The sequence below is a fragment of the Halarchaeum grantii genome (assembly GCF_014647455.2).
Lineage (GTDB): Archaea > Halobacteriota > Halobacteria > Halobacteriales > Halobacteriaceae > Halarchaeum > Halarchaeum grantii.
Genome location: NZ_BMPF01000002.1, coordinates 663,302 through 689,399 on the forward strand (window position 1 = coordinate 663,302; position 26,098 = coordinate 689,399).

Consider the following 26,098-nt stretch of genomic DNA (forward strand, 5'->3'; position numbering starts at 1 on the left):
CAGATGTGTCACGCGGGAGTAGTACCCTCAGTGATTAGGTACATACTTCGTGTATCGCGGAGCAGTATCCGGGACAGTGAGGGGGCACGGATGAGCGACGACATCGGCGACGAACGGATGCGGAGCGGCCGGGGAATCGCGCGGCGACCGGACGAGAGCGAGGAGTCGCTCGTGCGGGAGTCGAGTCACCTCACCAAGTGGCTCTACGACCGCTACGGTGACGGGCTCCGGACCGTCCTCGTCTACGACGGCGCCGTGAGCGAGTACACCTACCTCGCCGACCACGTCGGCGAGCAGTACAGCGACGCGGAGCTCGAGCGCATCGCGGACGAGCACGCCTTCCAGGACTCGCTCTCCAACCCGCACTACGAGTCGCTCTTCCACCTCGGTGGGACGGAGGCGACGGTGACGCTCTTCGAGGGGGCGACGCTCGTGCAGGTGCCGTTCGACAACACGACGGGCGTCGTCCTCACCGTGGACCGCGCACGCTCGCTCGACGTCGACGCGCTCGTCGAGACGGCGCGCGAGGAACACCGCCCGGAGTTCGTCTCCGAGGCGTGAGCCACGATAAAGCCTTTAATGCGTCCTCGGCGTCTAGAGTAGACAAATGGTACTCGACGACCTCGGGAGTTCCCTCAGGGGCACGCTCGACTCGCTCCGTGGGAAGTCCCGGATAGACGAGGAAGACGTCGAGAAGGTCGTCAAGGAGATCCAGCGCTCCTTGCTCCAGGCCGACGTCGACGTCTCGCTCGTGATGGAGCTCTCGGACTCCATCGAGGAGCGCTCGCTGGAGGAGGAGCCACCGGCCGGCACGACGGCGCGCGACCACGTCCTCCGCATCGTCTACGAGGAGCTCGTCGACCTCGTCGGCGAATCCACGGAGCTCCCCTTAGAGGAGCAGACGATCATGCTCGCCGGCCTCCAAGGGTCCGGGAAGACGACGACCGCCGCGAAGATGGCGTGGTGGTTCTCGAAGAAGGGCCTCCGCCCCGCCGTCATCCAGACCGACACCTTCCGCCCCGGCGCCTACGAGCAGGCCAAGCAGATGTGCGAGCGCGCCGAGGTCGACTTCTACGGCGACCCCGACGAGGACGACCCCGTGAAGATCGCGCGTGACGGCCTCGAAGCGACCGAGGACGCCGACGTCCGCATCGTCGACACCGCCGGTCGCCACGCCCTCGAGGACGACCTCATCGACGAGATCGAGGAGATCGAGGCCACCGTCCAGCCGGACCGCTCCCTGCTCGTCCTCGACGCCGCCATCGGGCAGGGCGCGAAGGACCAGGCCACGCAGTTCGAGACCTCCGTCGGCATCGACGGCGTTGTCATCACGAAACTCGACGGCACCGCGAAGGGTGGGGGCGCCCTGACGGCGGTCAACGAGACCGGCTCGACCATCGCCTTCCTCGGCTCCGGCGAGACCGTCCAGGACATCGAGCGCTTCGAGCCCAGCGGCTTCATCTCCCGCCTGCTGGGGATGGGCGACCTCAAGCAGCTCACCGAGCGCGTCGAACGCGCGATGGAGGAGACCCAGGCCGAAGAGGAGGAGGACTGGGACCCCGAGGACATGCTGAAGGGGGAGTTCACCCTCAAGGACATGAAGCGCCAGATGGACGCGATGAACAAGATGGGGCCGCTCGACCAGGTGATGGACATGATCCCCGGAATGGGCGGGGGCCTCATGGACCAGCTCCCGGACGACGCGATGGACGTCACCCAGGACCGCATGCGGAACTTCGAGGTCGTCATGGACTCGATGACCGAGGACGAACTCGAGAACCCCCGCTCCATCGGCGCCTCGCAGGTCCGCCGCATCGCGAAGGGCTCCGGGCAGGGCGAGGAAACCGTCCGCGAGCTCTTGGAGCAGCACAAGATGATGTCGCGCACGATGAAGCAGTTCCAGGGGATGGGCGACGGCGACATGCAGCGGATGATGAAGAAGATGCAGCAGGGCGACGGAGGCATGGGCGGCGGCGGTGGCGGCGGCGGCATGGGCGGCTTCGGTCCCTTCTGAGGCGCGCATCGCACGTCGCGTCTGCCGCAGTCGGCGCGTTTTAGTCCGCGACGAGCGCACCAGAGAGCGTGTCGTCCCGCCTCGCCCGCCTCCGCTCGCTCGACGTCCTCGCGGCGACGGCGCTCGTCTGGTTCCTCGCGAAGTTCCTCCGCTACGCGTTCCCGCCGCTCTTCCCCGCCCTCGGCGCGCGCTACGGCGTCACGGACGCCGCGCTCGGCACGGCGTTCACCGCGATGATGCTCGTCTACGCCGCCCTCCAGTTCCCCTCGGGCGCGCTCGCCGACCGTATCGGCGCGGCGCGCGTCATCACCGCCGGCGCGGTCGTCGCCGCCGGCGCGGCGCTCGCGCTCGCCGTCGACGTCCCCTTCCTCGCGCTCGCCGCCGGAATGGTGCTCGTCGGCCTCGGCACCGGCGTCCACAAGACCGTCGCCGTCGGGTTGCTCTCCGCCGTCTACCCGGACCGGACGGGCCGCGCGCTCGGCGTCCTCGACACGGTGGGGGCGTTCGGCGGCGTCGCCGCGCCCGCCGCCGTCGCCGTCCTGCTCGCGAGCGCGCGCTTCGACTGGCACGCGCTCTTCGCCGTCGCCGGCGTCGTCGGCCTCGCGCTCGCCGCGCTCGCCTACCCGCGAATGCGCGCCCGCGAACCCGCGCCCGCGGACCGGGATGACGACGGGGACGGCGTCCCGCTGGCGCGCTACGCCACGCTCTTCCGCGACCCGGCGTTCGCGGGGTTCGTCGCCGTCACCGTCTGCGCCGCCTTCGCCTACAACGGCGTCGTCGCGTTCCTCCCGCGCTTCCTCGAGTACGCCGGCCTCACGCCCGCGACCGCGAGCGCCGTCTACGGCGGCCTCTTCGTCGTCAGCCTCGTCCAGACCGTCACCGGCGACCTCGCGGACAGGGTGGGGCCGCTCGCGGTCGTCACCGGGACGCTCGCGCTCGCCGCGCTCGGCCTCTGCGCGCTCACCTTCGGCGGGTTCGGAACGGTCGGGCTGATCGCCGCCGTCGTCGTCTTCGGCCTCGGCGGCCACGGCTTCCGACCCGTCCGAGGCGCGTACCTGATGGCGCTCCTCCCCGCCGAGCGCTCCGGGGGCGGCCTCGGCGTCGTCCGGACCGTCCTGATGGGCGCGGGCGCGCTCGCGCCCGCTACGGTCGGCGTCCTCTCCACCTACGCCGATTTCACGGTCGCGTTCGGCGCGCTCTGCGTCGCGCTCGTCGGCGCGGCGGGCGGCGCCGCCGTCCTGCTCGCCGCCGACGGATGAGCGGCGGCCGGGGTATTTTACGGGGTGGGGCGTCTGCGTCCACCATGAGCATCCGCGACGTCGCCGCCAGCGCCTACCGGGAGGCCGCGCCGGCGCTCGTCGCGAGCATGGTCGGGGGTCTCTTCGCGGGCGTCGTCCTCAGCGGGATGCGCGCCGAACTGCAGGCCGTGCCGGGGCTGCTCGTCTGCGTCCCCGCGCTCCTCGCGACGCGCGGGAACGTCTACGGCTCGCTCGGCGCACGCCTCGCCACCGGCCTCCATCAGGGGCTGCTTCGGCCGCGCTTCGAGGCCGACGAGCGCCTCGTGAACGCCGCCGCCGCCGCGATGGCGAACGGCCTCCTCGCCTCCGTCGCCGCCGCCGTCCTCGCGTTCTGCGTGCTCCTCGCGCTCGGCCGCGAGGTCGCGTCGCTCGGCGTGCTCGCCGCGATAGCGTTCGTCGCCGGCCTCCTCTCCGGCGTCGTCCTCACCGTCGCCGTCGTCGCCGTCGTCGTCGTCGGCTTCAGGCGGGGGTACAACCCGGACGCGCTCGTCGGCCCGCTCGTCACCACCATCGGCGACGTCTTCGGCCTCGCCTTCCTCGTCGTCGCCGTTCGGCTCGTCCTGGGGGTGGCCTGAGTGCCCGAGGAGTGGACCGTCTCGGCCATCGTCCGCGCGACCCTCCCGGTTCTCCTGGGGCTCACCGCCGTCGAGATCGGGAGCGGCCTCGTCCTCGAGAGCTTCGAGGCGACGCTCTACCGCCACCCGAGCCTGCTCGTGTTAGTCCCGGTCACCATCGGCACCGCCGGGAACCTCGGGAGCATCCTCGCCTCCCGGCTCTCGACGTCCTTCCACCTCGGCACGCTCACCTTCGCCGCGACCGACGACGACCTCGCGGGGAACGCCCTCGCCACCGTCACGCTCGCGCTCACCGTCTTCCCGCTCGTCGGCGCGGGCGCGTGGGGCGCGACGGCGCTCACCGCCGCGCAGACCGACCTCGGCGTCTGGACCGTCGTCGCCGTCTCCTTCGCCTCGGGGGCCGTGCTCGCCCTGCTCGCGGTCGTCGTGACCGTGGTCGCGACCTACCTCGCCTATCGGCTCCGCCTCGACCCCGACGACGTCGTCATCCCCGTCGTCACGAACGTCTGCGACGTCCTCGGCATCGTCGTCCTCTTCGCCGTCGTGCAGCTGCTCGTGGGGTAGTCGGCGCGGAGCGACGCGCCTTTTGCGGCGCGCGCCCGTAGCCCGAGTATGCTCGGCGTCCCCGTCGTCGACGTCCTCGAAGTCGTCCTCCCGCGGGTCGCCACGGTCGTCGCGTTCATCTCGGTCGGCGTCTTCGTCGCGAACCTCCTCGTGGACTTCGGCGCGGTGCGCTACGTCGCCGCGCTCGCGAAACCCCTCACCGGCCCCGCGAACCTCCCGAGCGAGGTCGGGAGCGCCATCCTCACCACCGCCGCCTCGACGACCGCCGGCTACGGGATGCTCGCCGAGTTCCGCGAGTCCGGCGCGCTCGACGACCGCGCGACCCTCGTCGCCGTCACCATCAACACGTTCTTCGGCTTCGCCCAGCACGTCTTCACGTTCTACGCGCCCGTCCTCGTCCCCATCCTCGGCCTCCGAATGGGCCTCCTCTACGTCGGCTTCCGCGCGGGCATCGCGCTCGCCATCACGGTCCTCGGCGTGCTCGCCGGCGCGCTGTTGCTCTCGGAGGCGAACGTCGACCGCGCGAAACTCGGGACCATCGACGCCGACGCCCCGGGCGAGGAGGCGAAATCGACGCGCGAGAAACTCCGCTCGGCCGCCGAAACGACCGCCTCGCGCCTCCGCTCGATTCTCCCGCGCTTGCTCGTCGTCTACCTCGTCCTCGAAGCCGTCCTGATGACGGTGGACGTGACGCGCCACACCGGGCCGCTGAACGAGGTAGCGGTGGCGGTCACCGGCCTCCCCGTCGAGAGCGTGCCCGTCGTCGTCGCCTTCACATTCAACACGACCGTCGGCGCGCTCACCGCCGCGAGCCTCGTCCCCGAGACGCTCACCGTCGAACAGGGCGTCGCGGCGATGCTGCTCGGCGGCGTCTTCTCCTTTGCCGTCTCGACGTTCAAGCGCTCGATCCCCTTCCAGTACGGTATCTGGGGGCCGACGTTCGGCTCGAAGGTCGTCGCCGTGAACGTTGCGACGAAAATCGTCTTCGTCGCGCTCGCGCTCGCCCTCCTCCTCGCCGTCTAGAGTTCGACGGGGTCGCCGTCCTCCGTCTCCGGCGCGAGGTACGTGATGAACTCCTCGACGTCGGGTTCGCGCACCGTCACCGCGACGTGGATGTCGCCGAGTTCCGCTGGTTTACCCACCGAGAAGTTCACGACGCCGCGAAAGGCCGCCTGCTTCTTCAGGTCGAACGCGAAGCCGGAGTCGGTGCGGCCGTCGAAGAACGTCGAGCGCGCCGTGTCGAGGATGCGCTGCTCGAAGAGGCACTCGCGGAACGCCTCGAGGTCGTGCGTCGAGGCCACCACCTCCTCGGAGCCGACCTCGACGTCCGCGTTCGGGAAGAGCTCCTCGACGGCGCGCGCGACGCGGTCCGGCACCTCCGTCGCCTGCACGGGCGCGCGCACCTCGACGTCCACGCTGTAGACGGTCACGCCGCCTCACCCCGCAGGAGGTCGCGGACCGACTCGTGGAACGACTCGAGGGTGTCCGTGTTCTCGATGGTGAGGTCGGCGGCCTCGATGGCCTCGCCCATCCCGAAGCCGAGCTCGCGCCGATCGCGCTCCTCGAGGCTCTCGCCGCCCTCGTCCGCCGTGGCGTCGCGGCCGCGCTGGCCGACGCGCTCGCGGCGCACCTCGAAGGGCGCGTGGACGTTCACGAGCAGGAACGACTCGCCGAACGCCTCCTCGAAGCGCTCGACCTCCGCGTCCGAGCGGATGCCGTCCACGAGCACGACCTCGCTCCCGTCGAGGGCGTCCTCGATGACGGGGAGGGAGGCGTCCGCGACGGCGGCCGGCCCGCCCTCCTCGCGCAGCGCCTGTGCCACGTCACCGTGGTGCGTCGTCGGGTCGAGGCCGCGCGCCTCGCACTCCCGACGGATGACGTCGCCCATCGTCACGACGGGCACGTCGAGTTCCTCCGCGACCGCCGCCGCCTCGCTCTTCCCGCTCCCCGGGAGACCGACGATACCGATGACCTTCATACGGGAGAGATAGCCGCGTCGGCGGTTTAAACACCAGCATCCCTACGTGACGTGCTCGCCGCAGCCGAGGCAGAGCGGCGGGTGACAGGGCTTCGTCGTCGTCGTCCGCTGCGTCTCCTCGCACGTCGGACAGTACGCGGTGTCGTCGCTCATACCGGGTGTGCGCGGGAGAGCCACATATGCGTACGCCCTCCGGCAGGCGGACGGGACGCCGGCGCGGCCGGCGAGCGGGAGCGTTCAGAAGCGATAGAGCGACGTGACGTAGGGGAGTCTCCCGAACATCCAGATGGCGATCGGGAGGCCGACGACGGTGACGGCGAGGAACGCCGCGAGGTTCGCCCAGAGGAGGCTGGCCCACCAGCCGACGAGGACGAAGTAGACGGCGCGCAGGAGGAGGCCGTGCTGGCTTCCGCCGTCCTCGGCGTCGAGGTCCCGGGGCTCCTTGAGCGTGAGCGCGGTCGGAACGAGGTTGATGAGTTTGATGCCGATGGGGATGCCGACGACGGTGACGTTCAGGAACCACGCGACGTTGACGAGCACGGGCGTCGCCCACCAGCCGACGACAACGAACCAGAGCGCGCGAGCGAGGAACGAGCGTTGTTCGGCCATACCCAGTGGGAGGCGCCGCGAGGGGAAAACGTCGGGGGCGCTACGAGAGGCCGAGCCACCGCAGGAGGTCGAAGCCGACGCCGGTGACCCCGACGAGGCGATAGCCGAGGTAGATGCCGACGATGCCGACGATACCGGGGAGCGACGGCGGCGCGGGAATCGGCACGCGGAGGCCGGCGAAGAGCGCGCCGGTGCAGACGCCGACGACGAGCGCGGCGGCGACGAGTGTGGTGTTCATACGCGTCGCGACGGCGGGCGCGAGGAAAAGGACGCCGAAGCGCGGCGCGGTGCGGTCGCGGTTCGGAGCGGTCCGGAGCGGTCGGGGTTCGGAGCGGTCCGGGAGTGGTGCGGAACCAGCGTACTCGCGCGACGCGCGAGTTTCACCGGTCGCCGAAGGCGACCGGCCTTTTTCTCCCGTGTTTTTGCGACGAGCGGTGCGCTCCGCGCACCCGAGTCGGAAAAACACGGACGGGCACGAAGGGATTTGAACCCTCGCGCTTCTGGTTAGAAGCCAGACGCTCTGTCCGAACTGAGCTACGTGCCCCACCGGGAGAGTACGCCGGAGGGGGCAAAAGACGTTCGGGACGGGGTGGACTCAGAGGAGACCGTCGACGTCGTCGAAGTCGCTGCGGCAGTAGGGGCACCGGTAGTTCGTCTCGAAGCCCGTCCGCTGGGCGACGGTCCGGGTTTGGAGTTCGTGCATCGCGATGCCGCGTTCGCACTCCGGACAGTCGAGCTTGGGCACGCGTGAGAGTCACACGCGCTACGCACTTAAACGGTTGGCATTCGGATAGGTCGACGCGGCGCCGGCGGGCAGTCGGGCGGTTCGCGGCCGGCAGGGCTACCGGGCGAGGGGTGGCGAACAGTCTTAATGCATGGCACTAGAGGAAGCGTATGGAGCTAGATAGCAGGAGTCGGGTGGCGAACACGCTGGTCGAGACGTACAGGCGCTACGTCGGCGAACCGGACCGCCTCGCGGACGTCTACGTCGGGTTCGGGCTGTTCTTCGGCGGGGTGACGCTCGGCGTCGTCGGCGTGCTGATGTTCCTCTGGGCGACGACGATTCCCGCCGCGTCGCCGTTCCACTGGCAGTTGCGCGAGATCGCGGGCGCGCTCGCGCTCACGGGACTGCCGGCGTTCCTCCTGAGCATCCCGGTGCTCCTACCGGTGGACCGTCGCGCGACGTACGTCGCTGCCGTGGGGGGCGTCGTCTGCCTCGTCGGCGTCGGCGTCTTCGTCGCGAGCTACCCCCAGCACTGGAACGTACAGGGGACAACCGACCACAGCACGCTCGGCGTCGTCGTCTACACGGCCGGCCTCGTCGGCCTCGTCGGCGCGGGCGGTGCGGGCCTCGTCTCCGACCGCGTGGAGCGCGCGCGCCTCGCCGGCGGCGGCAGTGGGACGGCGACGGACGCCGCGAGCGCGGACGACGGGGCGGGCGACGACCCGGCGGTGTCGGAGGCGGAGGTCGAACGCGACATCGAGGAGGCGATGTCGGACTCCGAGCTCTCGTGGGGCGGCGTCGAGAAGACGAACACGACGCGGCTCAACATCGACACCGGCGACGAGGACGTGGAGCGCTCGAACCTGACGACCGAGAACGCGAACGTCTCGCGGAGCGAGGGCGTCGATTCGGCCGTGAGCGGGCTCCAGAAGCTTCGCGGCGGCGAGTCGACGGAGGAGACGGGCGAGGGCGCGGACGACCAGGTCGCGGCCTTACAGGAGCTCCGCCACCAGCAGGAGATGGAGGAGCTCGCGACCGAGGACGACGACGGCGTCATCGACCGCGTGAAGTCGCTCTTTCGCTAGGTCTCCGCGACGAAGAGGGGGAGCGTCGCGAGCGTCTCGACGGCCGGGTGTTCGCGGCCCTCGGCGAAGACGGCGGCGCGCGCCGCGACGGTGGCGTCGACGGTCTCGATGAGCGAGTCGAGCGACGCCATCGTCCCGCCGGTGGAGACGGCGTCGTCGACGAGCGCGACGCGCGCGCCGTCGAGTCGCTCCGCGTCCGCCCCGTCGAGAACGAGGCGCTGTTCGCCGGCGGTCGTGATGGAGTCGGCTGCGACGGAGACGGGGTCGCGCATGTACGATTTGACGCTCTTGCGAACGACGACGTACTCGACGCCGAGCTCGGCCGCGAGCGCCTGCGTGAGCGGGAGGGACTTCGCCTCCGGCGTGACGAGGTAGTCGATGGCGGGGTCGCGGTCGGCGAGGCGGTCCGCGAGCGCCACGGCGGCCGACTCGACGAAGCGCGTCGTCCCGAGGACGAGGCGGGCGTCCGAGGCGACGTACGTGTCGTCGTCGACCGCGACGACGGGCAGGGTCCACTCCTCCCCGAACAGTTCGAGCGTGTAGGCGTCCCGGTCGCGATACGGGCGTTCGTAGCGAGTCATCGCGGGCGGCCCCCGAGCGGGCGGTCGATGGGGTCGGCGTCGTGCATACCGAACGAACGGGCGCGACGCAGTTAGACGTTCACCCGGTCGCGGCCGCCGAACGGCGCGGCCGGGACTCGGGAGGCCTCCGGAGACCTCCCGAGGCGGACGGTCGAACAGTCATCGTTCGCTGCCATACTTTTAAGATGAGCGGTTTCGAGCATTCGCGTATGGCCAAAGGACTCGACGTCGGGACGATGAACCTCATTTCGGCGCGCCAGGAGGACGCCGACACGGTCTTCGTCCAGCAGCGCAACTCGTTCGTCGAACTCGACTACAGCGACATGGCGGACCAGATGCTCTCGCGAAGCGACGTCCTCCACATCAAGAAGGGCGATCAGGTCTACGTCGTCGGCGACGACGCCCTGAACTTCGCGAACATCTTCAACCGCGAGACGCGGCGCCCGATGAAGGCGGGCATCCTCTCCTCCGACGAGAAGTCCGCCATCCCGATGATCAAGCTCATCCTCCAGCAGGTCGTCGACGACCCCCAGCGCCCGAACGAGCGGCTGTTCTTCTCGACGCCCGCCGACCCCATCGACTCCGAGCTCTCCACGCTCTACCACCAGAAGACCCTCGAATCCATCCTCGGCGACATGGGCTACGACCCCGAGCCCATCAACGAGGGGATGGCGGTCATCTACAGCGAGCTCGCGGAGAACGACTTCACGGGCCTCGGCATCAGCTTCGGCGCGGGCATGACGAACGTCTGTCTCTCCTACTACGCCGTGCCCGTCATGCGCTTCTCCATCGCGCGCGGCGGCGACTGGATCGACGAGCAGGCGGCGCGCGCCACCGGGACGCCCGTCGACAAGGTCACCTCCACGAAGGAGGAGGACTTCCGCCTCGACTTCACGAGCGACGTCGGCGGCGTCGAGGGCGCGCTCGGCATCTACTACGAGAACCTCCTCGACTACGTCGTCGAGAACGTCGTGCAGGAGGTGGACGAGGAGGACGTCGAGGAGGGCCTCGACGTGCCCGTCGTCGTCACCGGCGGCACCGCGAGCCCGGAGGGCTTCGAGGGCCTCTTCCGCGAGCGCCTCGCCGAAGCCGACCTCCCCTTCTCGGTGAGCGGCGTCCAGCGCGCGCGCCAGCCCCTCTACAGCGTCGCGCGCGGCGCGCTCGTCGCCGCCCGCTCCGAGGAGGGCGCGGCCGGCGGCGAAGGCGAGAGCGCCGACTCCGAGGCCGAAGCCGAGCAGTAACTACCCCTCGAGGAAGCGCCTGAGCGCCGCGTCCCACGACTCGTCCTCGCGTTCCGCCGGCGAGTGGTCGGCGGGGACGTCAGCGAACCCGCAGTCCTCGCAGACGACCGCGCGGTGCTCCTCGAAGACGAGCGCCTCCAGCGTCCCGCCACAGCGCGGACAGTCCACGGCCGGTTCGTCGGATTCGGAGCTCATGACGTCGTTAGCGGTAGTGCTTGAAGAGGAGCGCGCGCACGTCGTCCTTCGTCCGCGCGTGCTTCGTCGAGCCGTCCGGGAGCGTCACCGCGTACTTCCCGTCGCTCGACTCCACCTCCTCCCAGACGTCGTCGTTGTCCTCGAGGAGCTGCATCGTCTGCGCGAGCGGGCTCGGGCCGCCGCCGGCGTCCGCGTCCGCATCGCCGCCGTCACCGTCGTCCGCATCGCCGTCGATATCGGCCGCCTCCACGTCCTCGCCAGCGCCCTCGCCCGTCGCATCTGGTGTCTCAGCCTCGACGGCCGGCGTCTCGTCCGGCAGGTCGTCGACGGAGAGGTCGGAGGCGTCACCGTCGTCGCTCGCGGCCGCCGCGTCCGTGTCGGTGCCGAGCGCGCTGCCGTCGTCGCTCGCCTCGTGCTGGTCGATGAGGTACTGGAGGGCGTCGCGCGTCCGCATCGTCCCGTACTCGCCCAGATGCTCCTCGGCGAGCGCCGCGCGGAGCTCCTCCAAGTACTCCGCCTGCTCGGCGGCGATGTCGATCTCGGGCATACTCGAACACGGGCGGCCGGGCACCAAATAGGTGGGCGTCGAGACGCGCGGGCGTCGCCGGTCGGCGCTCGATTTCGCGATTCCTCTGGAATCGCGTTATTCCTCGAACCCGTCCTCGCGGGTCGTCCCTCCCCGCTCGGTAGTCGGCGATTCCTCGCTGACGCTCAGGCTCGCCTTATTCCTCACGGGTCGCTTTGCTCCCCGTTCGGTGTTCCGCGACGCCCTCGCTTCGCTCGGTTGTCGCGTTATTCCTCGAACCGGAACGTCCCGTCGCGCTGGACGACCTCGCCATCGACCTCGATGCGCGAGTCCTCGCTCATGTCGACGATCATGTCGACGTGGACGGCGGACTCGTTCGGCTCGCGGTCCTCGGGGACGCAGTCGTCGTAGGCCATCCCGACCGCGAGGTGGACCGTGTCGCCCATCTTCTCGTCGAAGAGCATGTTGTAGGTGAACTGGTCGATGTCGCGGTTCATCCCGATGCCGAGCTCGCCGAGGTAGCGCGCGCCCGGGTCGGTGTCGAGGACGTCACCGAGGACATCCGCGTTCCGGTCGGCGTCGTAGTCCACGACGCGTCCGTCTTCGAACTCGAGGGAGGCGTTCTCGATCTCGTGGCTCTGGTGATAGAGCGGGAGGTCGAAGCGGACCGTGCCCTCGACGCTCTCGGGGACGGGCGCGGTGAACACCTCGCCGCCGGGGAGGTTGTGCTCGCCGTGGTCGTTGAGCGTCGTCATCCCCGCGACGCTCATCGTGAGGTCGGTCTCAGTACCGGAGACGATGCGGACCTCTTCGGCGGGGTCGAGTATCTCCACCATCTGCTGTTGGTGCTCGCGCTGGGCCTCCCAGTCCTTGTTGACGGCGTCGTAGACGAACGCCTCGTAGGCCTCCGTGCTCATGTTCGCGAGCTGGGCGTTCGCGGGCGCGGGGTACTGCGTGAGACACCACCGCGTGTCGAGGAGTTCGGAGCGAGCGGGCGCGTACGCGCGCTGGAAGGCGGCCTGCGTCTCGCCGTCGACGTCGCTGGACTCGGTGACGTTCTCGTCGGCGCGTACGCGGATGGCGACGTCGACGTGCTCGTAGAGCGCCTCGAGGTGCTCGTGGGCGCCGATGTCGTCCTCGTCGACGGCGCGGAGGTAGGCGCGCTCGGCGCGCGCGCTCCCGAAGCGGCCGTTGTAGAGCATCAGCGGGTGCGCGCCGCGCTCGGCGAGCTCCTCGTAGACGGCGACCGCGAAGTCCTCGGCGACCGGCGGGGCGTTGACGACGACGCGGTCGCCCGCCTCGACGCTCGTGGAGTGCTCGACGACGACTGCGGCGTGCTCTCTGACGCGAGGGTCCATAGCGTGAGAACGGCGAGCACCCCCAAACCGCTTGCGGACGGAGCGGGGGGCCTTTGGCGCGCGCCATCCACGGACGCGTATGAGCGACGACGCGGACGCGCCCATCGACCTCCGGAGCGACACGGTGACGACGCCGAGCGAGAAGATGCGCCGTGCGACTGCGAACGCCCCGGTCGGCGACGACGTCTACGGCGAGGACCCGAGCGTGAACGACCTCGAAGCGACGGCCGCCGACGTCCTCGGCTTCGCGGACGCGCTCTTCGTGCCCTCGGGGACGATGGGGAACCAGCTCGCGGCGCGCGTCCACACCGAGCGCGGCGAGGAGGCGATCGTCGAGGCGGAGAGCCACGTCGTGAACTACGAGCTCGGCGGGTTCGCCCAGCACAGCGCCCTCCAGACGCGCCCCGTCGAGGCGGGCGAGCGCGTCGTCCCGTCGCCCGCCCAACTGCGCGAGGCCCACCACGCCGAGAGCCTCCATCGACCCGGCACGGGCCTCGTCGCCATCGAGAACACGCACAACGCCAAAGGCGGGGTCGTCGCCGACGTCGCCGACGTCGCGGCGCTCGGCGACGAAGCGAGCGCACTGGGCGTCCCCCTCCACCTCGACGGCGCGCGCCTCTTCAACGCCGCCGTCGCCGCCGGCGTCGACGTCACCGCGTACACCGAGCACGTCGACTCGGCGAGCGTCTGCCTCTCGAAGGGGCTCGGCGCGCCCGTGGGCTCCGTCCTCGCGGGGAGCGAGGCGTTCGTCGCGGACGCCCGCCGCGCCCGCAAGCTCCTCGGCGGCGGGATGCGGCAGGCGGGGCTGATCGCGGCACCGGGACGCATCGCGCTCGCGGAGAACGTCGAGCGCCTCGCCGACGACCACGCGAACGCCGAGCGCCTCGCTCGCGGCCTCGACGGCATCGACGGCCTCGACGCCGCGGACCCCGAGACGAACATCGTGCTCGTGGACACGTCGGGCGCGACCCTCGGGGCCGAGGCGCTCGTCGAGCGCTGTCGGGACGTCGGCGTGCTCGCGAGCGCGTTCGGCCGGGAGACGGTGCGCTTCTGTACGCACCTCGACGTCGACCGGGACGCCATCGACGACGCCGTCGCGCGGGTCGCACGCGTCGTCTAGCGCCCGCCTTTCCCCTCGCGGAAGCTCAGGAGCGTCCGCCGGAGGAGGAGATAGCAGAAGAAGACGAACCCGAGGACGAGCGCGAGGAGGACGTAGAACATCGGGTCCGACGGGAACAGCGCCATGGGGTCGACTACCCGGCCGAGCCGCAAAGTGGTTTCGCCCCCGCGTCGCTATCGCAGGGTGAAACGGCCGTTTGAGCCTACGCTACCCTATTGATACCGGACTCCGTAGGTAGGTGTACAGGCGCGCGGCGTACCCACGCCCCGGTCGGCGCGCGCCTGCCCCGCTAGACGTTTCGGCCCTCCACCCGGAACTCCCGCAGTACGGTGCCGTCACGGTCGATGATTTTCCCGTCCAGTCCCCCCTCGCGCGGCGTGAGTTCGGCGTGACTCGCCGGGTTCCCGCGCGGTTCCGCGTGACTCCCCGGATTCAGGAGGACGCAGTCCTCGGTCTCGGTGACGCTCGGGCGATGCGTGTGCCCGGAGACGACGAGGTCCGCGCCGCGTTCGCGCCCGAAGAGCGCGAGCGCCGTCGGCCCGCCGCGCTCGCGGTGCGTGACGGCGACCCGAACGCCCGCGAGGTCGACGGTGCGCGCCTCGGGGAGACGGTCGCGGACCCCCGGGCCGTCGCTGTTGCCGTAGACGGCGTGCAGGCGCTCGCTCGCGGACTGGAAGGCGTCGAGCGCGGCCTCGCTCGTGAAGTCGCCCGCGTGGAGGACGGCGTCCGCGCGCTCGACGGCGTCGCGGGCAGCGCCCGCGAGTTCGTGGCCGCTCCGACTGTGCGTGTCGCTGAGGACGGCGAACATACCCGGCCGTTCGGGCGGCAGGGAGAAAGGCACAGCGGGTGCCTTTAGGTGGCGGCCGCTCCTTCGTCCGCCAATGGCGAGTTCGAAGCGAGTCGTGATCGCGGCCGGCGTCGCGAACGGCGCCATCGCGATCATGAAGTTCCTCGGCTTTCTGCTGACCGGGAGCCCCGCGATGCTCTCGGAGACGTATCACTCCATCTCCGATACGGGCAATCAGGTCTTCTTGCTCATCGGCCTCCGATACAGCGGCCGGGAGGCCGACCGCACCCACCCGTTCGGCTACGGCAAAGCGCAGTTCTTCTACAGTTTCCTCGTGAGCGTCCTCCTCTTCGGCATCGCGGGCTGGATGTCGCTCACGCACGGCTACGAGGCCATCGTCCACGGCCACGCGAGCGCGCTCCACGGCAAAGTCGAGTTGCTGGGCGCGAGCTTCCGCGCGGTCTACGTCAACTACGTCGTGCTCGTCGGCGCGTTCGGCTTCGAGACCTACGCGCTCGTCACCGCCTATCGCGGGATGCGGATCGACATGGACGAACACGGCTGGACGAGCTTCGTCGAGGCGTTCAAGAAGACGAGCAACATCACGACGCTCACCGCGTTCACCGAGGACACCGTCGCGGTCAGCGGCATCGTCCTCGCGTTCCTCGGCGTCTTCCTCACCGACTACACCGGGAACCCGCTCTGGGACGGCCTCGCCGCGCTCTGCATCGGTCTCCTCCTCATGGGGTTCGCGCTCGCGCTCGCGTGGGAGAACAAGCGCCTCCTGCTCGGCGAATCCCTCCAGAAGAACGAGGAGGACGAACTGCGCGAGACGGTCGCGAGCTGGGAGGGCGTCACCGGCATCGTGGACTTCCGCACCGTCTACTTCGGGCCGAATCGCGTGCTCGTCGCCGCAGACGTCGCGTTCGACGGGGACCTCGACACCGGCGACGTTGACGAGCGCATCACCGCGATCGAGGACGCGCTCGTCGAACAGAACCCGAACGTCCGCAAGGTCTACATCGAACCCGAGACCGCGACGAGCGCGGGCGGGCACTAAGCGGGGCGGACGCCACCCCGCGCCGGCGGCCTACGGCGGCCCCTGATAGCGGTAGTCCCCGAAGCCGAGGATGGGGAAGAAGACGAAGCCGAGGAACCAGAGGCCGAGCGTGAACCCGAGGCCCTGTCCGAACGCCTCCGCGATGCCCTTCGACAGCCGGTAGGCGGCGTAGATGTTCACGATAGGGACGAGGAAGAGCAGCAGCCACCACCACGCGTTCCCGCCGATCTTGAGCATGACGTACGTGTTGTATATCGGGATGATCGCCGCCCAGCCGGGCTCGCCGGCCTTCTCGAACGTCTTCCAGATGCCGGCGATGGAGACGAGGACGAGGACGAGCCAGACGAGGAACAGGACGCCCGACCCGCTACCGCCGCCCTGCTGGAGGGGGAGCGAACCGGTCAGTGTGAGGACCATATCGGGCCGTCGGCGTCGTCCGGTATAAATCCCCGTCTCGGCGGCCGGGCGCGGCGGTCGGCGGCCGGCGTTCGCGGGCCGGCCGGCGCGCGTCCGACCGCGCGGAACCCTTAACCGACAGAAAGGCGAATCCACGGCAAATGGCGGCCACCGACCCGGAGCAGTCGTACGTCGAGCACCCGCTGCTCGCCGAGGGCTTCCTCGAGGACCGACGCTACCAGAGCGAACTCGTCGAGCGCGCGCTCGACGACCACACGCTCGTCTGCCTCCCGACCGGCCTCGGGAAGACGACGGTCAGCCTCCGCGTCACGGCCGACCGCCTGCAGGACGACGTCGGCGCGAAGAGCCTCCTGCTCGCGCCGACGAAGCCGCTCGTCGAACAGCACGCCACCTTCTACCGCGAGGCGCTCGAAATCCCCGAGGACGAGATCGTCGTCTTCACCGGGGACGTCCGCCCGGACGACCGGGCGGAGCTCTGGGGCTCGGCGCGCGTCGTCGTCGCGACGCCGCAGGTCGTGGAGAACGACCTCGTCGGCGGGCGCATCGACCTCCGCGACGTCGTCCACGTCACCTTCGACGAGTGCCACCGCGCCACCGGCGACTACGCCTACGTCTACATCGCCGAGCGCTACCACGCGGACGCCGCCGACCCGCTCGTCACCGGGATGAGCGCGTCCCCGGGCGGCGACGAGGAGGAGATCCTGACCGTCTGCGCGAACCTCGGCGTCCGGGAGGTCGCGGTGATGACGGAGGACGACGCCGACGTCGCCGACTACACCTACGACACGGACGTCGAGTGGGAGCGCATCGAACTCCCCGAGGAAGTGCTGGAGGTGCGCGACGAGCTGAACGACGTCATCCGCGAGCGCCTCGAGAAGCTGAAGGAACTCGGCGTCGTCAACACCACCCAACCCGACCTCTCGCAGAAGGACCTGAACAAGGTCCACGGGAAACTGCGCGAGCTCATCGACAACGACCAGTCGGAGGGGTACGAGGGGATGAGCCTCCACGCGGAGGTGATGAAGCTCCGGCGCGCCGTCGAGCTCGTCGAGACCCAGAGCGTCGAGTCGGTACGGCGGTACTTCGAGCGCCAGAAGAACGCCGCGCGCTCCTCGGGGGCGTCGAAGGCCTCCCAGCGCCTCGTCTCCGAGCCGAGAGTCAAGGAGGCGATGCGGCGCGCGGAGGCCTTCGACGGCCTCCACCCGAAGTTCCGCCGCACCCGCATGCTCCTCGCGGAGACGCTCGGTATCGAGGGCGGCGACCGCGTCATCGTCTTCACGGAGTCCCGCGACACCGCCGAGGCCCTCACGGAGTTCCTCGGGAACCACTTCGACGCGCGGCGCTTCGTCGGGCAGGGCGACAAGGAGGGCTCCGACGGCATGACGCAGACCGAACAGCAGGAGGTGCTCTCGGAGTTCAAGGCCGGCGCGTTCGAGGTGCTCGTCTCCACGAGCGTCGCCGAGGAGGGCCTCGACGTCCCCGAGGTCGACCTCGTGCTCTTCTTCGAACCCGTCCCGACGGCGATTCGCTCCGTCCAGCGCAAGGGGCGGACGGGACGGCAGACGGAGGGGCGCGTCGTCGTCCTGATGGCCGAGGACACCCGCGACGAGGCCTACTTCTGGATCTCGCGGCGGCGCGAGGAGGAGATGGAGAACGAGTTGCGCTCGCTCCAGTCGCTCGCGGACGACCTCGAAGCCGAACTCGACGACGGGCAGGGAACGCTCGAGGAGTACGCGGACGGCGAGGCGCCCGCCGACGAGCGCGAGGGCGTGCGGAGTTCGGCGGACGGGCAGGCCGGCCTCGCGGACTTCGAGCGCGGCGACGAGGTCGGGGGCGCCGACGCGTCCGGCGACGGCGCGGCGAGCGACGGGGAAACCGACGGCGAGGCCGGAGGCCACGGCGACGAACGCACCGAGGACGGGAGCGAGGACGAGGGCGTCGTCGCGCGCGCCGACCCGCCCGAGGCGGAGGAGCACGTCGAGGTCGTGGTGGACCAGCGCGAGCTCGACTCGAACATCGCGCGCGACCTCTCGAAGCGTGAGCACGTCGACACGCGCCTCGAAACGCTCGCCGTCGGCGACTACGTCGTCTCCGACCGCGTCGCCGTCGAGCGCAAGAGCATCGCGGACTTCCTCGACACCTTACTGGGCGGGGACCGCGACCTCTTCGAGCAGGCGCGCGACCTCTCGCGCCACTACGACCGGCCCGTCCTCCTCCTCGAGGGCGGCGACCTCTACGGCGCGCGAAACGTCCACCCGAACGCCATCCGGGGCGCGCTCGCCTCCGTCGCCGTCGACTACGGCATCAGCGTCCTCCGAACCGAGGACGAGACGGACACGACGGACATGCTGGACGTGCTCGCCGGGCGCGAGCAGCTCACCCGCGACCGGGAGGTGTCCGTCCACGGCGAGAAGGGCGCGAAGACGAAGACCGAACAACAGGAGTACGTGGTGTCGAGCATCGCGGACGTCGGCCCGGTGACGGCGCGCGCGCTCCTCGCGCACTTCGGGAGCGTCGAGGCCGTCATGACGGCGAGCGAGGACGACCTCATGGACGTCGAGGGCGTCGGCGAGGTCACCGCCGAGCGCGTTCGGGACGTCGTCGCGAGCGACTACGCTACGGAATGACGGTGACGGGGACGCGTTTCGCGTCCATCACCGTCTCCGTGACGCTCCCGAGGATGGCGCGCTCGACGGCGCCCGAGCCGTGGTGGCCCATCACGACGTGGTCGTAGCCCTCCTCTTCGACGAGCGTGAGGACGTCCTTGCCGATCCGGTTCGACGGTCGGAAGTCGAGGCTCACGTCCGTGTGGACGGCCGGGTCGTCCTCGACCTCGTGGGTGTCGAGGACGTCGCGGGCGCGCTCGACGATGTCCTCGGTGGCGTCGTTTCGCGAGTCCGTGACGTGGACGACGTGCAGGCTCGCGTCGTAGCGCGGCGCCATGTCCGCCGCGAACTCGAGCGCGCGGAAACTGCAGTCCGAGCCGTCGATGGGGACGAGAATCTGCATACGCGCCGAGTCGAGGGCCACGGAGTTAACTCCTGTCGCCTACCGGAGCGCGTCGAGCGCCTCGGCGGCCTCGCGGGCGGCCGCCGCGAGTTCGCGCGCGTTCCGGGGGTCGTCGGCGGCGGCGGCGCGCTCGGCGAGCGTGGAGACCGAGCGCGAGAGCGACGCGCGCGCTGACGCCACGCCGTCCGCCGCGTCGGGCGCGTCGGGTTCGGACCGGCCGGACTGCGGCGGCTCGCGCGCCGGGTCGCGCTCGCCCCCGGCGTGGGCGTGGTCGGGACGGGACGCGTCACGGCCGGCGTTCGCGTGCGCCTCGGCCGTCACGTCGTGCGCGTGCTCCTCGGGGGACTCGGCGTCGACGTCCGGGGCGAGCGAGCGGGTCGGCGCGCCCGTCGACGCCGCCGACGCGTCGGCGACCTCACGCTCGTCATTCGCGTCGACAGCGGGTGCGTCGGTCGCCCGCGCGTCCGCGCTCGCCGCCTCGTCGCCCGGCGCGTCGGCGTCCTCTTCGTCGCTCGCGCCGACCTCGATCTCGGTCGCGTCCGCGTCCGCCGCCTCCGCGGCCTCGCCCTCCGCCTGACAGGTCGGGCAGAACTCGTTGCCCTCGTAGCGAAAGAGCGGGTTCCCACAGCGGTCGCAGTGCTTGTTCGTCATCGTCGCGCCCTGCAGGAGAAGTTCGCTCATGCGGCCGGTTCGCTCGCGGTCCTGCGCGTCCGCCGCGTACTTCTCGCGGAGCTCGCGCTTCTGCGCCTCTCGGTCGAACCCCTCGGGGTCCTCTCGGTCGCTCATGGGTGCGTACAGGACGCGCGCGCCGAAAAGCGTGATGACGCTCGACGTCCGTTGCGGGCCCGAGCGATAGCGGGGGCGCAGAACGTCGAGCGGGAGTGGGCGGACGCGAACGACACGCGAGACTGAGAGCCGAACACGAGTGCGGCTCCCGGGAGAGCATCCGGCGGCGCGGGGAGAGGCGGTACGTTTAACGGGACGCCACGCCGTGTTGCAGGTGATATGTCGAAAGTGAGCATCGTCGGTGCGGCCGGTACGGTCGGCGCGGCGGCGGGCTACAACCTCGCGCTCCGCGACGTCGTCGACGAGCTGGTCTTCGTCGACATCCCCGACCAGGAGGACGCGACGGTCGGGCAGGCGGCGGACGCGAACCACGGCGTCGCCTACGACTCCAACACGGAGGTCTATCAGGGCGACTACGCGGACACGGCGGGGTCGGACGTCGTCGTCGTCACGGCGGGCATCCCGCGCAAGCCCGGGCAGTCCCGCCTCGACCTCGCGGGCGACAACGCGCCCATCATGGAGGACATCGGGTCGTCGCTCGCCGAGTACAACGACGACTTCGTCTCCATCACGACGTCGAACCCCGTCGACCTGCTGAACCGCCACCTCTACGAGACGGGCGACCGGGAGCGCTCGAAGGTCGTCGGCTTCGGCGGCCGTCTCGACTCCGCGCGCTTCCGCTACGTGCTCAGCCAGCGCTTCGACACCGCCGTGCGGAACGTCGAGGCGACCATCCTCGGCGAGCACGGCGACGCCCAGGTGCCGGTCTTCTCGAAGGTGCGCGTCGACGGCCGCGACCCCGCGTTCTCCGACGAGGAGAAGTCGGAGATCCTCGACGAGCTCCAGCAGTCCGCGATGGACGTCATCGAGCGCAAGGGCGCGACCCAGTGGGGGCCCGCGACCGGCGTCGCGCACATGGTCGAGGCCGTCGTGCGGGACACCGGCGAGGTGCTCCCGGCGAGCATCCCCCTCGAAGGGGAGTTCGGCCACGAGGACACCGCGCTCGGCGTCCCCGTGAAGCTCGGGGCGGACGGCGTGGAGGAGGTCGTGGAGTGGGACCTCACCGAGTACGAGCGCGACCAGCTCGGCGAGGCCGCCGCGAAGCTCTCCGAGCAGTACGAACAGATCTCCTGAAGGGAAGAGCGGCTCAGACGACGCGCTCGCCGTCGTCGTCGTAGACGGCGATGGCGTCCACGGGACACGCGCGCGCCGCGAACTTCGCGTCCAGTTCCGCGTCCTCGGGGACCTCGCGGGCGAAGACGCCGTCCTCGGTTTCCTCGCCGTCCACGAGGACGGCCTTCCCGGCGTCGCGGTCCACCTCGAAGCCCGCCTCCCACTCGGCGGCACACTGGAACATCCCGATACAGGCGTCCCGGTCGAACTCGACTCGCATACCGGAGCGTGGGCGCGGCGGGCGTTTAGCGGTGGCGGTCGCTGACACGACAGTTTAAACCCGAATCGACGCCTAGTCGCGGGTAATGCAACCGACGGACCTGACGGGGCTACCGGACGGCGTGCCGGAGCACCTCGCCGAGCAGGGCATCGAGGAGCTCTACCCCCCGCAGGCCGAGGCCGTCGAGAAGGGCGTCACTGACGGCGAGAGCCTCGTCGCGAGCGTCCCGACGGCCAGCGGGAAGACGCTCATCGCCGAACTCGCGATGCTCGCCGCGATCGAGCGCGGCGGGAAGGCCCTCTACATCGTCCCCCTCCGCGCGCTCGCCGGCGAGAAGGCCCGCGAGTTCGAGCAGTTCGAGCGATATGGCCTCTCCGTGGGCGTCTCTACGGGCAACTACCAGAGCGACGGCGAGCGCCTCGCGAACAACGACCTCATCGTCGCCACCTCCGAGAAGGTGGACTCGCTCGTCCGGAACGGCGCGCGCTGGGTGGACGACCTCGCGTGCGTCGTCGCGGACGAAGTCCACCTCGTCGACGACGCCCACCGCGGCCCCACGCTCGAAGTGACGCTCGCGAAACTCCGCGCGCGCGTCCCCGACCTCCAGACGGTCGCGCTCTCCGCGACCGTCGGGAACGCCGACGAACTCGCCGCGTGGCTGGACGCCGAACTCGTTGACTCCGACTGGCGGCCCATCGACCTCCGCACGGGCGTCCACTACGGGCAGGCCCTCCACCTCGACGACGGCACGACGCGCGAACTCCCCGTCGAGCGCGGGGAGGCTCAGACCGCCGCCATCGTCCGCGACACGCTGCAGGACGACGGCTCGACGCTCGTCTTCGTGAACTCGCGGCGGAACGCCGAGGGCGCGGCGAAACGCCTCGCGACCGTCGTCGCGAAGGAACTCACGAGCGGTCAGCGGGCCGAGCTCGCCGAGGTGGCCGAGGAGATCCGCGCGGACAGCGACACCGAGACCGCTGAGACGCTCGCGAGCGCCGTCGAGCGCGGCGCCGCCTTCCACCACGCCGGCCTCTCGCGCACCCAGCGCGAGCTCGTCGAGGAGGCCTTCAGGGACAGACTGGTGCGCACGGTCTGCGCGACGCCGACGCTCGCCGCCGGCGTGAACACGCCCGCGCGCCGCGTCGTCGTCCGCGACTGGCAGCGCTACGACGGCGATTCGGGAGGTATGAAGCCCCTCGACGTCCTCGAAGTCCACCAGATGTTCGGGCGCGCGGGCCGCCCCGGCCTCGACCCGTACGGCGAGGCGGTGCTCGTCACGGACGACCACGACGGCCTCGAAGCCCTCTTCGACCGGTATATCTACGCGGACCCGGAGCCCGTGCGCTCGAAGCTCGCCGCCGAGCCCGCGCTCCGCACGCACGTCCTCGCGACCGTCGCGACGCGCTTCGCGACCACGCGCGAGGAGCTCCTCGAGTTCCTCGACGGCACGCTCTACGCCGAGCAGACCGACGAGACGGGGCGCCTCGAACAGGTCACCGATGACGTGCTCGCCTACCTCGACGCGAACGAGTTCATCGAGCGCGACGATGGCCTCCGCGCGACGGAGACGGGCGAGCTCGTCTCCCGCCTCTACGTCGACCCGATGAGCGCCGCCGAGATCATCCACGGCCTCCGCGAGGCCGACGCCGAGACCACGCCCTTGGGCTTCTACCACCTCGTCTCGCGGACGCCCGACATGTACGAGCTCTACCTTCGGTCGGGCGACCGCGAGAAATACACCGAGCTCCTCTACGAGCGCGAGACCGAGATACCGGGGAGTACGCCCTCCGAGTTCTCCGAGGGCGAGTTCGAGGACTGGCTCTCCGCGCTGAAGACCGCGGCGCTCATGGAGGACTGGACGGAGGAGCTCGACGAGGACCGCATCGCCGAGCGCTACGGCGTCGGCCCCGGCGACATCCGCGGGAAGACGGAGACCGCCGAGTGGCTGTTGGGCGCGGCCGAGCGCCTCGCGGGCGAACTCGACCTCGACTGCACGACCGCGGTCCGGGACGCGCGCAAGCGCGTGGATTACGGCGTCCGCGAGGAGCTGTTGGACCTCGCGGGCGTGCGCGGCGTCGGGCGCAAGCGCGCGCGGCGGCTCTACCGGGCGGGCATCGAGGACCGCAGCGGACTGCGGAACGCCGAGAAGCCCGTGGTGCTCGGCGCGCTCCGCGGCCGGCGCAAGACCGCCGAGTCCGTGCTCGCGGCCGCCGGCCACCCCGACCCGGAGATGGACGACGTGGCGGCGGACCCGGACGCCGCACCCGACGAGGCCGAGACGACCGACGGGGGCGGAAACGCCGGCGGGGACGGGCAGGCGAGCCTCGGTGATTTCGAATGAGGCTCCTCGAAGGAGTGGCAGAGATCGACGACCTCGATTCGTTCGTCGCCGAGTTGGGGGCTATCGGCGACGCGAACGACTGCGCGGTGCAGGCGTTCGACGCGCGCTACGTCGCGGGCCGCGAGCACCTCGCGAGCGCGCTCGCGCACGCCGAGCGGGCGTTCGAGCGCGGCGAGAACGTCGCGCGCGAGCGTGCGGTCGAAGTCCTGCTCTACGCGGCGGGCCGCCGCCAGATCCGCCGCGCGCTCACGATGGGCGTCGAAGCGGGCGAAACGCCCGCCGTCGTGCTCGTCGCGGCCGACGCCGGTGTGCCCGACTCCGAGCGCGCGGAGGCCGCCGCCGCGAACGCCGTCGCCGAGCGCCTCGCACCCGGTGGCGGCTTCGACGCGCGCGACGACGAGCGCGTCCGCGCGTTCTTCGAGATCGGCGACGCGGAGCTGGCGGCGACCGACGCCGGACTGGAGGCGCTCGTCCGCGAGCGGGTCGCGCTCCTCGACGTCGAGAAGTGACGTGGTTCTGAAACGGGGTGAAGAACCACGGAGACGCGAGCGGTGAGCGACTGCGAACCGCGAGCAACCGTCCGAGAACCGCGAGGAATCACGGCGATGCGAGCGCGAGTGAGCGCGGTCGGTGTCTGCGCGAGCAAAGCGAGGTTCACCGCGCGGCTTCGCCGCGCGGGGTTTTTCACTCATATTTTTGCGGCGAGTGGGTCGCGTAGCGGCCCCGAATGGGAAAAAGATGGGCCGTTGCGTTCTTCCGGGCGGCGTCGATACAGCCGACCATGGGAGATCCGAGCGAGACCGCGTCCGAGCGCCAGCACGAGCGCGCAGAGCACGTCGAGAACATCATCGACGAGACCGTGCAAGGCCTCGAGTATCCGACGAACCCGAGCGAGATGAAGGCGGCATACAGCGACCGGGTGAGCGAGTTACCGAACGAGACGGAGACGCTCGGCGACGTCTTCGACCGCCTCGCGCCCGACGAGTACGACACGCCACAGGACGCCCGCGAGGCCGTCCTCGGCGAGCTCACGGGCGAGGCGGGCGAGGAGCGCGGCGACGCGAACGAGTACAACCCGGAGCGCGAGCTCGACGCGATGGAGGAGGCGGAGCGCGAGGACTGACGCGACGCCGAGTGACGCGAGGGTCGCGGAGACACGAGCGCTGAGCACAGCGAGGCGCGAGTTGTGCGGGCCTGAGCGAGCGAAGGCCCGCGGCGGGGGAGCCGTGAGGAGTCACCGTCGTGTCGCCGCACGGGGAGAGCCGGCTCGACGGTGTGGCCCGCCGCATGCGGTGGGTTTCCACCCGAAACGACGCCCGCGTGTGGCTGACAGTCGTCTGACGTTCCGGCGGCGACGCTCGCCCTCGCCAGTCGAGGCGGTCGCCGACACGTATTAGCCGCCGGCGGTGCTCGAATCGAGGAGATGGACGGCTCGCGCGACGACCGCACGCTCGCGTTCTACGACCGCTGGGCGTACCTCTACGGCCCGCTCGTACGCTCGATACCGGGTGTTTCGGGGGTTCGCGACGCAGCGGTCGACGCGCTCGATGTGGCGGCGGGCGACACGGTCGTCGACGTCGGCTGTGGGACGGGTGCGAACCTCGCGCGCCTCCGCGAGCACGTCGGCGAAACCGGGCGCGTCGTCGGTCTCGACGCGTCCCGGGGGATGCTCGCGCGCGCCCGGCGAGCGGGCGGGAACGCGGCGCTCGTTCGCGGGGACGCGACCCGCCCGCCGGTGGGAGGCGGCGTGGACGCGGTGTTCGCGTCGTTCGTCGTCGGCGTTCTCGACGACGCCGCGGCCGCCGTCCGCGCGTGGTGCGACCTGCTCGAGCCCGGTAACCGCCTCGTCCTCGTGGAGGCGACGACGAGCGCGCACCCTGCGGGCCGACTCGCGAACCCGCTCTTCCGGGCGTTCGTCCGCGCTGGCGCGCCCGGAACGCCCGCGGGCGCGGCGCGGACGCTCGACGCCACGGTGGAGCGAGCGCACGCCGCCGCGCGCGAACGCGCGACGCGATGCGACGAACGACGACTGTTCGGGGGGTTCTGCTCGGTGTTCGTCGCCGAGGTGTGAGGGTGACTTATTCCGACGGCGCCCGTAGGGTGGGTATGCCCGAAGAAGTCGTCTTCGAGTCCGAGAGCGAGCGGAGCCGCACGGACGTCGCCGCGCTCCTGCGACGGGTCGCCGACAGCCTCGACGCGGGCGACGACGTCACGCTCAGCGCCGGCGAGGAATCGGTGACGCTCGCGGTCCCGGAGCGCGTGACGTTCGAGACGAAAGTCGAGGAGGAAACGGGTGCCGGCCCGGTCGAGACGAGCGTCGAGTTCGAACTCGAGTGGACGGACGGGGAGGGCGGTGACGGCGAGTTGCGCGTCGAGTAGCGTCGCGCGACCGGCGATGCGTCGCGGCGGTCCCACCCACCCGGTGACGGCCGGACGC

At 70.7% G+C, this 26,098-nt stretch carries 32 protein-coding genes and 1 tRNA gene; 17 read left to right on the top strand and 16 right to left on the bottom strand.

Going from position 1 to position 26,098, the window contains the following annotated elements:
- Positions 1-90 precede the first annotated feature (90 nt).
- The 6 genes from IEY12_RS09605 to IEY12_RS09630 all read left to right on the top strand — a co-directional run bounded on the left by IEY12_RS09605 (position 91) and on the right by IEY12_RS09630 (position 5,474).
- Positions 91-561 (top strand): DUF7522 family protein, encoded by a 471-nt coding sequence (locus IEY12_RS09605; RefSeq protein ID WP_188883224.1) that lies wholly within the window; start codon positions 91-93, stop codon positions 559-561.
- A 46-nt stretch (positions 562-607) separates the two neighbouring features.
- Complete coding sequence (locus IEY12_RS09610) at positions 608-2,014, top strand: signal recognition particle protein Srp54 (protein WP_188883226.1); 1,407 nt, start codon at positions 608-610, stop codon at positions 2,012-2,014.
- 68 nt (positions 2,015-2,082) lie between these two features.
- Complete coding sequence (locus IEY12_RS09615; protein ID WP_188883228.1) at positions 2,083-3,273, top strand: MFS transporter; 1,191 nt, start codon at positions 2,083-2,085, stop codon at positions 3,271-3,273.
- A 44-nt stretch (positions 3,274-3,317) separates the two neighbouring features.
- Positions 3,318-3,887, top strand: a complete 570-nt coding sequence (locus IEY12_RS09620) for a magnesium transporter (RefSeq protein ID WP_188883230.1) — start codon at positions 3,318-3,320, stop codon at positions 3,885-3,887.
- On the top strand, positions 3,888-4,451 hold the full coding sequence (locus IEY12_RS09625) for a magnesium transporter (protein WP_188883233.1): 564 nt from the start codon (positions 3,888-3,890) through the stop codon (positions 4,449-4,451).
- Between the two features lie 48 nt (positions 4,452-4,499).
- On the top strand, positions 4,500-5,474 hold the full coding sequence (locus IEY12_RS09630; protein WP_188883235.1) for a nucleoside recognition protein: 975 nt from the start codon (positions 4,500-4,502) through the stop codon (positions 5,472-5,474).
- Here the strand turns inward: IEY12_RS09630 and IEY12_RS09635 are convergent.
- The 6 genes from IEY12_RS09635 to IEY12_RS09660 form a co-directional block, all read right to left on the bottom strand.
- The gene (locus IEY12_RS09635; protein WP_188883238.1) at positions 5,471-5,881 is read right to left on the bottom strand and encodes an RNA-binding domain-containing protein; all 411 of its coding nucleotides are present in this window, start codon (positions 5,879-5,881) and stop codon (positions 5,471-5,473) included. The genes IEY12_RS09630 and IEY12_RS09635 overlap by 4 nt on opposite strands.
- Entirely contained in the window at positions 5,878-6,429 is a 552-nt protein-coding gene (locus IEY12_RS09640; protein ID WP_188883240.1) for an AAA family ATPase, read from the bottom strand. The genes IEY12_RS09635 and IEY12_RS09640 overlap by 4 nt, the downstream gene beginning before the upstream one ends.
- A gap of 237 nt (positions 6,430-6,666) precedes the next feature.
- Entirely contained in the window at positions 6,667-7,038 is a 372-nt protein-coding gene (locus IEY12_RS09645; RefSeq protein WP_188883242.1) for a YccF domain-containing protein, read from the bottom strand.
- A 40-nt stretch (positions 7,039-7,078) separates the two neighbouring features.
- Complete coding sequence (locus IEY12_RS09650; RefSeq protein WP_188883244.1) at positions 7,079-7,276, bottom strand: XapX domain-containing protein; 198 nt, start codon at positions 7,274-7,276, stop codon at positions 7,079-7,081.
- Positions 7,277-7,507: 231 nt separating this feature from the next.
- Positions 7,508-7,582 (bottom strand) — tRNA-Arg (locus IEY12_RS09655).
- Positions 7,583-7,633: 51 nt separating this feature from the next.
- A complete protein-coding gene (locus IEY12_RS09660) occupies positions 7,634-7,783 on the bottom strand; it encodes a hypothetical protein (RefSeq protein ID WP_188883415.1) in 150 nt (49 codons plus the stop codon).
- Positions 7,784-7,932: 149 nt separating this feature from the next.
- On the opposite strand from IEY12_RS09660, the gene IEY12_RS09665 reads away from it, so the two are divergent.
- On the top strand, positions 7,933-8,847 hold the full coding sequence (locus IEY12_RS09665) for a cell division protein CdpA domain-containing protein (RefSeq protein ID WP_188883246.1): 915 nt from the start codon (positions 7,933-7,935) through the stop codon (positions 8,845-8,847).
- On the opposite strand, the gene IEY12_RS09670 is transcribed toward IEY12_RS09665, so the two are convergent.
- Positions 8,844-9,428, bottom strand: a complete 585-nt coding sequence (locus IEY12_RS09670) for a phosphoribosyltransferase family protein (protein ID WP_188883252.1) — start codon at positions 9,426-9,428, stop codon at positions 8,844-8,846. The two genes, IEY12_RS09665 and IEY12_RS09670, sit on opposite strands and share 4 nt — an antisense overlap.
- A gap of 209 nt (positions 9,429-9,637) precedes the next feature.
- Here IEY12_RS09670 and IEY12_RS09675 point away from each other — a divergent pair, with 209 nt between their 5' ends.
- A complete protein-coding gene (locus IEY12_RS09675) occupies positions 9,638-10,669 on the top strand; it encodes a disk-shape morphogenesis protein volactin (protein ID WP_188883254.1) in 1,032 nt (343 codons plus the stop codon).
- Here IEY12_RS09675 and IEY12_RS09680 read toward each other — a convergent pair whose 3' ends face one another.
- The 3 genes from IEY12_RS09680 to IEY12_RS09690 form a co-directional block, all read right to left on the bottom strand.
- Positions 10,670-10,864, bottom strand: a complete 195-nt coding sequence (locus tag IEY12_RS09680; RefSeq protein ID WP_188883258.1) for a hypothetical protein — start codon at positions 10,862-10,864, stop codon at positions 10,670-10,672.
- 7 nt (positions 10,865-10,871) lie between these two features.
- Positions 10,872-11,411 carry a hypothetical protein gene (locus IEY12_RS09685; RefSeq protein ID WP_188883260.1) on the bottom strand — a complete coding sequence of 180 codons (540 nt, stop codon included), beginning with the start codon at positions 11,409-11,411 and terminating at the stop codon, positions 10,872-10,874.
- A gap of 245 nt (positions 11,412-11,656) precedes the next feature.
- Entirely contained in the window at positions 11,657-12,748 is a 1,092-nt protein-coding gene (locus tag IEY12_RS09690; RefSeq protein WP_188883263.1) for an aminopeptidase, read from the bottom strand.
- Positions 12,749-12,827: 79 nt separating this feature from the next.
- Between IEY12_RS09690 and IEY12_RS09695 the strand changes: the two genes are divergently transcribed.
- On the top strand, positions 12,828-13,868 hold the full coding sequence (locus tag IEY12_RS09695) for a threonine aldolase family protein (protein ID WP_188883265.1): 1,041 nt from the start codon (positions 12,828-12,830) through the stop codon (positions 13,866-13,868).
- Here IEY12_RS09695 and IEY12_RS15870 read toward each other — a convergent pair.
- Complete coding sequence (locus IEY12_RS15870) at positions 13,865-13,993, bottom strand: DUF7859 family protein (RefSeq protein ID WP_255494090.1); 129 nt, start codon at positions 13,991-13,993, stop codon at positions 13,865-13,867. The genes IEY12_RS09695 and IEY12_RS15870 overlap by 4 nt on opposite strands.
- Positions 13,994-14,157: 164 nt before the next feature.
- Positions 14,158-14,676: a metallophosphoesterase gene (locus IEY12_RS09700; RefSeq protein ID WP_188883267.1), complete on the bottom strand. Its 519-nt coding sequence runs from the start codon at positions 14,674-14,676 to the stop codon at positions 14,158-14,160.
- A gap of 73 nt (positions 14,677-14,749) precedes the next feature.
- On the opposite strand from IEY12_RS09700, the gene IEY12_RS09705 reads away from it, so the two are divergent.
- A complete protein-coding gene (locus tag IEY12_RS09705; protein WP_188883269.1) occupies positions 14,750-15,715 on the top strand; it encodes a cation diffusion facilitator family transporter in 966 nt (321 codons plus the stop codon).
- Between the two features lie 30 nt (positions 15,716-15,745).
- Here the strand turns inward: IEY12_RS09705 and IEY12_RS09710 are convergent, their stop codons facing one another.
- Positions 15,746-16,132: a DUF5684 domain-containing protein gene (locus IEY12_RS09710; protein WP_188883271.1), complete on the bottom strand. Its 387-nt coding sequence runs from the start codon at positions 16,130-16,132 to the stop codon at positions 15,746-15,748.
- 140 nt (positions 16,133-16,272) lie between these two features.
- On the opposite strand from IEY12_RS09710, the gene IEY12_RS09715 reads away from it, so the two are divergent.
- On the top strand, positions 16,273-18,759 hold the full coding sequence (locus IEY12_RS09715) for a DEAD/DEAH box helicase (protein WP_188883275.1): 2,487 nt from the start codon (positions 16,273-16,275) through the stop codon (positions 18,757-18,759).
- Here the strand turns inward: IEY12_RS09715 and IEY12_RS09720 are convergent.
- Complete coding sequence (locus IEY12_RS09720; protein WP_188883277.1) at positions 18,749-19,141, bottom strand: universal stress protein; 393 nt, start codon at positions 19,139-19,141, stop codon at positions 18,749-18,751. The genes IEY12_RS09715 and IEY12_RS09720 overlap by 11 nt on opposite strands.
- 39 nt (positions 19,142-19,180) lie before the next feature.
- Positions 19,181-19,927 (bottom strand): Sjogren's syndrome/scleroderma autoantigen 1 family protein, encoded by a 747-nt coding sequence (locus IEY12_RS09725; protein ID WP_188883279.1) that lies wholly within the window; start codon positions 19,925-19,927, stop codon positions 19,181-19,183.
- A 219-nt stretch (positions 19,928-20,146) separates the two neighbouring features.
- On the opposite strand from IEY12_RS09725, the gene mdh reads away from it, so the two are divergent.
- Complete coding sequence (mdh, locus tag IEY12_RS09730; protein ID WP_188883286.1) at positions 20,147-21,061, top strand: malate dehydrogenase; 915 nt, start codon at positions 20,147-20,149, stop codon at positions 21,059-21,061.
- Between the two features lie 13 nt (positions 21,062-21,074).
- Here mdh and IEY12_RS09735 read toward each other — a convergent pair whose 3' ends face one another.
- On the bottom strand, positions 21,075-21,320 hold the full coding sequence (locus IEY12_RS09735) for a ferredoxin (RefSeq protein WP_188883288.1): 246 nt from the start codon (positions 21,318-21,320) through the stop codon (positions 21,075-21,077).
- An 85-nt stretch (positions 21,321-21,405) separates the two neighbouring features.
- Between IEY12_RS09735 and IEY12_RS09740 the strand changes: the two genes are divergently transcribed.
- The 5 genes from IEY12_RS09740 to IEY12_RS09760 all read left to right on the top strand — a co-directional run bounded on the left by IEY12_RS09740 (position 21,406) and on the right by IEY12_RS09760 (position 26,040).
- On the top strand, positions 21,406-23,661 hold the full coding sequence (locus IEY12_RS09740) for an ATP-dependent DNA helicase (RefSeq protein ID WP_188883292.1): 2,256 nt from the start codon (positions 21,406-21,408) through the stop codon (positions 23,659-23,661).
- A complete protein-coding gene (gene cgi121 / locus IEY12_RS09745; RefSeq protein WP_188883294.1) occupies positions 23,658-24,170 on the top strand; it encodes a KEOPS complex subunit Cgi121 in 513 nt (170 codons plus the stop codon). The genes IEY12_RS09740 and cgi121 overlap by 4 nt, the downstream gene beginning before the upstream one ends.
- A 272-nt stretch (positions 24,171-24,442) precedes the next feature.
- Positions 24,443-24,784 carry a DUF5789 family protein gene (locus IEY12_RS09750; RefSeq protein ID WP_188883296.1) on the top strand — a complete coding sequence of 114 codons (342 nt, stop codon included), beginning with the start codon at positions 24,443-24,445 and terminating at the stop codon, positions 24,782-24,784.
- A 300-nt stretch (positions 24,785-25,084) separates the two neighbouring features.
- On the top strand, positions 25,085-25,732 hold the full coding sequence (locus IEY12_RS09755) for a class I SAM-dependent methyltransferase (RefSeq protein WP_188883298.1): 648 nt from the start codon (positions 25,085-25,087) through the stop codon (positions 25,730-25,732).
- A 35-nt stretch (positions 25,733-25,767) separates the two neighbouring features.
- Positions 25,768-26,040 carry an amphi-Trp domain-containing protein gene (locus tag IEY12_RS09760; protein WP_188883300.1) on the top strand — a complete coding sequence of 91 codons (273 nt, stop codon included), beginning with the start codon at positions 25,768-25,770 and terminating at the stop codon, positions 26,038-26,040.
- Positions 26,041-26,098: the final 58 nt, after the last annotated feature.

Coding starts and splice junctions, on each gene's coding strand:
- IEY12_RS09755 (WP_188883298.1), top strand. CDS start 25,085: ATGGACGGCTCGCGCGACGACCGCACGCTCGCGTTCTACGACCGCTGG.
- IEY12_RS09670 (WP_188883252.1), bottom strand. CDS start 9,428: ATGACTCGCTACGAACGCCCGTATCGCGACCGGGACGCCTACACGCTC.
- mdh (WP_188883286.1), top strand. CDS start 20,147: ATGTCGAAAGTGAGCATCGTCGGTGCGGCCGGTACGGTCGGCGCGGCG.
- IEY12_RS09630 (WP_188883235.1), top strand. CDS start 4,500: ATGCTCGGCGTCCCCGTCGTCGACGTCCTCGAAGTCGTCCTCCCGCGG.
- IEY12_RS09620 (WP_188883230.1), top strand. CDS start 3,318: ATGAGCATCCGCGACGTCGCCGCCAGCGCCTACCGGGAGGCCGCGCCG.
- IEY12_RS09725 (WP_188883279.1), bottom strand. CDS start 19,927: ATGAGCGACCGAGAGGACCCCGAGGGGTTCGACCGAGAGGCGCAGAAG.
- IEY12_RS09685 (WP_188883260.1), bottom strand. CDS start 11,411: ATGCCCGAGATCGACATCGCCGCCGAGCAGGCGGAGTACTTGGAGGAG.
- IEY12_RS09740 (WP_188883292.1), top strand. CDS start 21,406: ATGCAACCGACGGACCTGACGGGGCTACCGGACGGCGTGCCGGAGCAC.
- IEY12_RS09750 (WP_188883296.1), top strand. CDS start 24,443: ATGGGAGATCCGAGCGAGACCGCGTCCGAGCGCCAGCACGAGCGCGCA.
- IEY12_RS15870 (WP_255494090.1), bottom strand. CDS start 13,993: ATGGCGCTGTTCCCGTCGGACCCGATGTTCTACGTCCTCCTCGCGCTC.
- IEY12_RS09690 (WP_188883263.1), bottom strand. CDS start 12,748: ATGGACCCTCGCGTCAGAGAGCACGCCGCAGTCGTCGTCGAGCACTCC.
- cgi121 (WP_188883294.1), top strand. CDS start 23,658: ATGAGGCTCCTCGAAGGAGTGGCAGAGATCGACGACCTCGATTCGTTC.
- IEY12_RS09610 (WP_188883226.1), top strand. CDS start 608: ATGGTACTCGACGACCTCGGGAGTTCCCTCAGGGGCACGCTCGACTCG.
- IEY12_RS09675 (WP_188883254.1), top strand. CDS start 9,638: ATGGCCAAAGGACTCGACGTCGGGACGATGAACCTCATTTCGGCGCGC.
- IEY12_RS09640 (WP_188883240.1), bottom strand. CDS start 6,429: ATGAAGGTCATCGGTATCGTCGGTCTCCCGGGGAGCGGGAAGAGCGAG.
- IEY12_RS09700 (WP_188883267.1), bottom strand. CDS start 14,676: ATGTTCGCCGTCCTCAGCGACACGCACAGTCGGAGCGGCCACGAACTC.
- IEY12_RS09695 (WP_188883265.1), top strand. CDS start 12,828: ATGAGCGACGACGCGGACGCGCCCATCGACCTCCGGAGCGACACGGTG.
- IEY12_RS09650 (WP_188883244.1), bottom strand. CDS start 7,276: ATGAACACCACACTCGTCGCCGCCGCGCTCGTCGTCGGCGTCTGCACC.
- IEY12_RS09715 (WP_188883275.1), top strand. CDS start 16,273: ATGGCGGCCACCGACCCGGAGCAGTCGTACGTCGAGCACCCGCTGCTC.
- IEY12_RS09705 (WP_188883269.1), top strand. CDS start 14,750: ATGGCGAGTTCGAAGCGAGTCGTGATCGCGGCCGGCGTCGCGAACGGC.
- IEY12_RS09645 (WP_188883242.1), bottom strand. CDS start 7,038: ATGGCCGAACAACGCTCGTTCCTCGCTCGCGCGCTCTGGTTCGTTGTC.
- IEY12_RS09735 (WP_188883288.1), bottom strand. CDS start 21,320: ATGCGAGTCGAGTTCGACCGGGACGCCTGTATCGGGATGTTCCAGTGT.
- IEY12_RS09720 (WP_188883277.1), bottom strand. CDS start 19,141: ATGCAGATTCTCGTCCCCATCGACGGCTCGGACTGCAGTTTCCGCGCG.
- IEY12_RS09680 (WP_188883258.1), bottom strand. CDS start 10,864: ATGAGCTCCGAATCCGACGAACCGGCCGTGGACTGTCCGCGCTGTGGC.
- IEY12_RS09665 (WP_188883246.1), top strand. CDS start 7,933: ATGGAGCTAGATAGCAGGAGTCGGGTGGCGAACACGCTGGTCGAGACG.
- IEY12_RS09760 (WP_188883300.1), top strand. CDS start 25,768: ATGCCCGAAGAAGTCGTCTTCGAGTCCGAGAGCGAGCGGAGCCGCACG.
- IEY12_RS09710 (WP_188883271.1), bottom strand. CDS start 16,132: ATGGTCCTCACACTGACCGGTTCGCTCCCCCTCCAGCAGGGCGGCGGT.
- IEY12_RS09605 (WP_188883224.1), top strand. CDS start 91: ATGAGCGACGACATCGGCGACGAACGGATGCGGAGCGGCCGGGGAATC.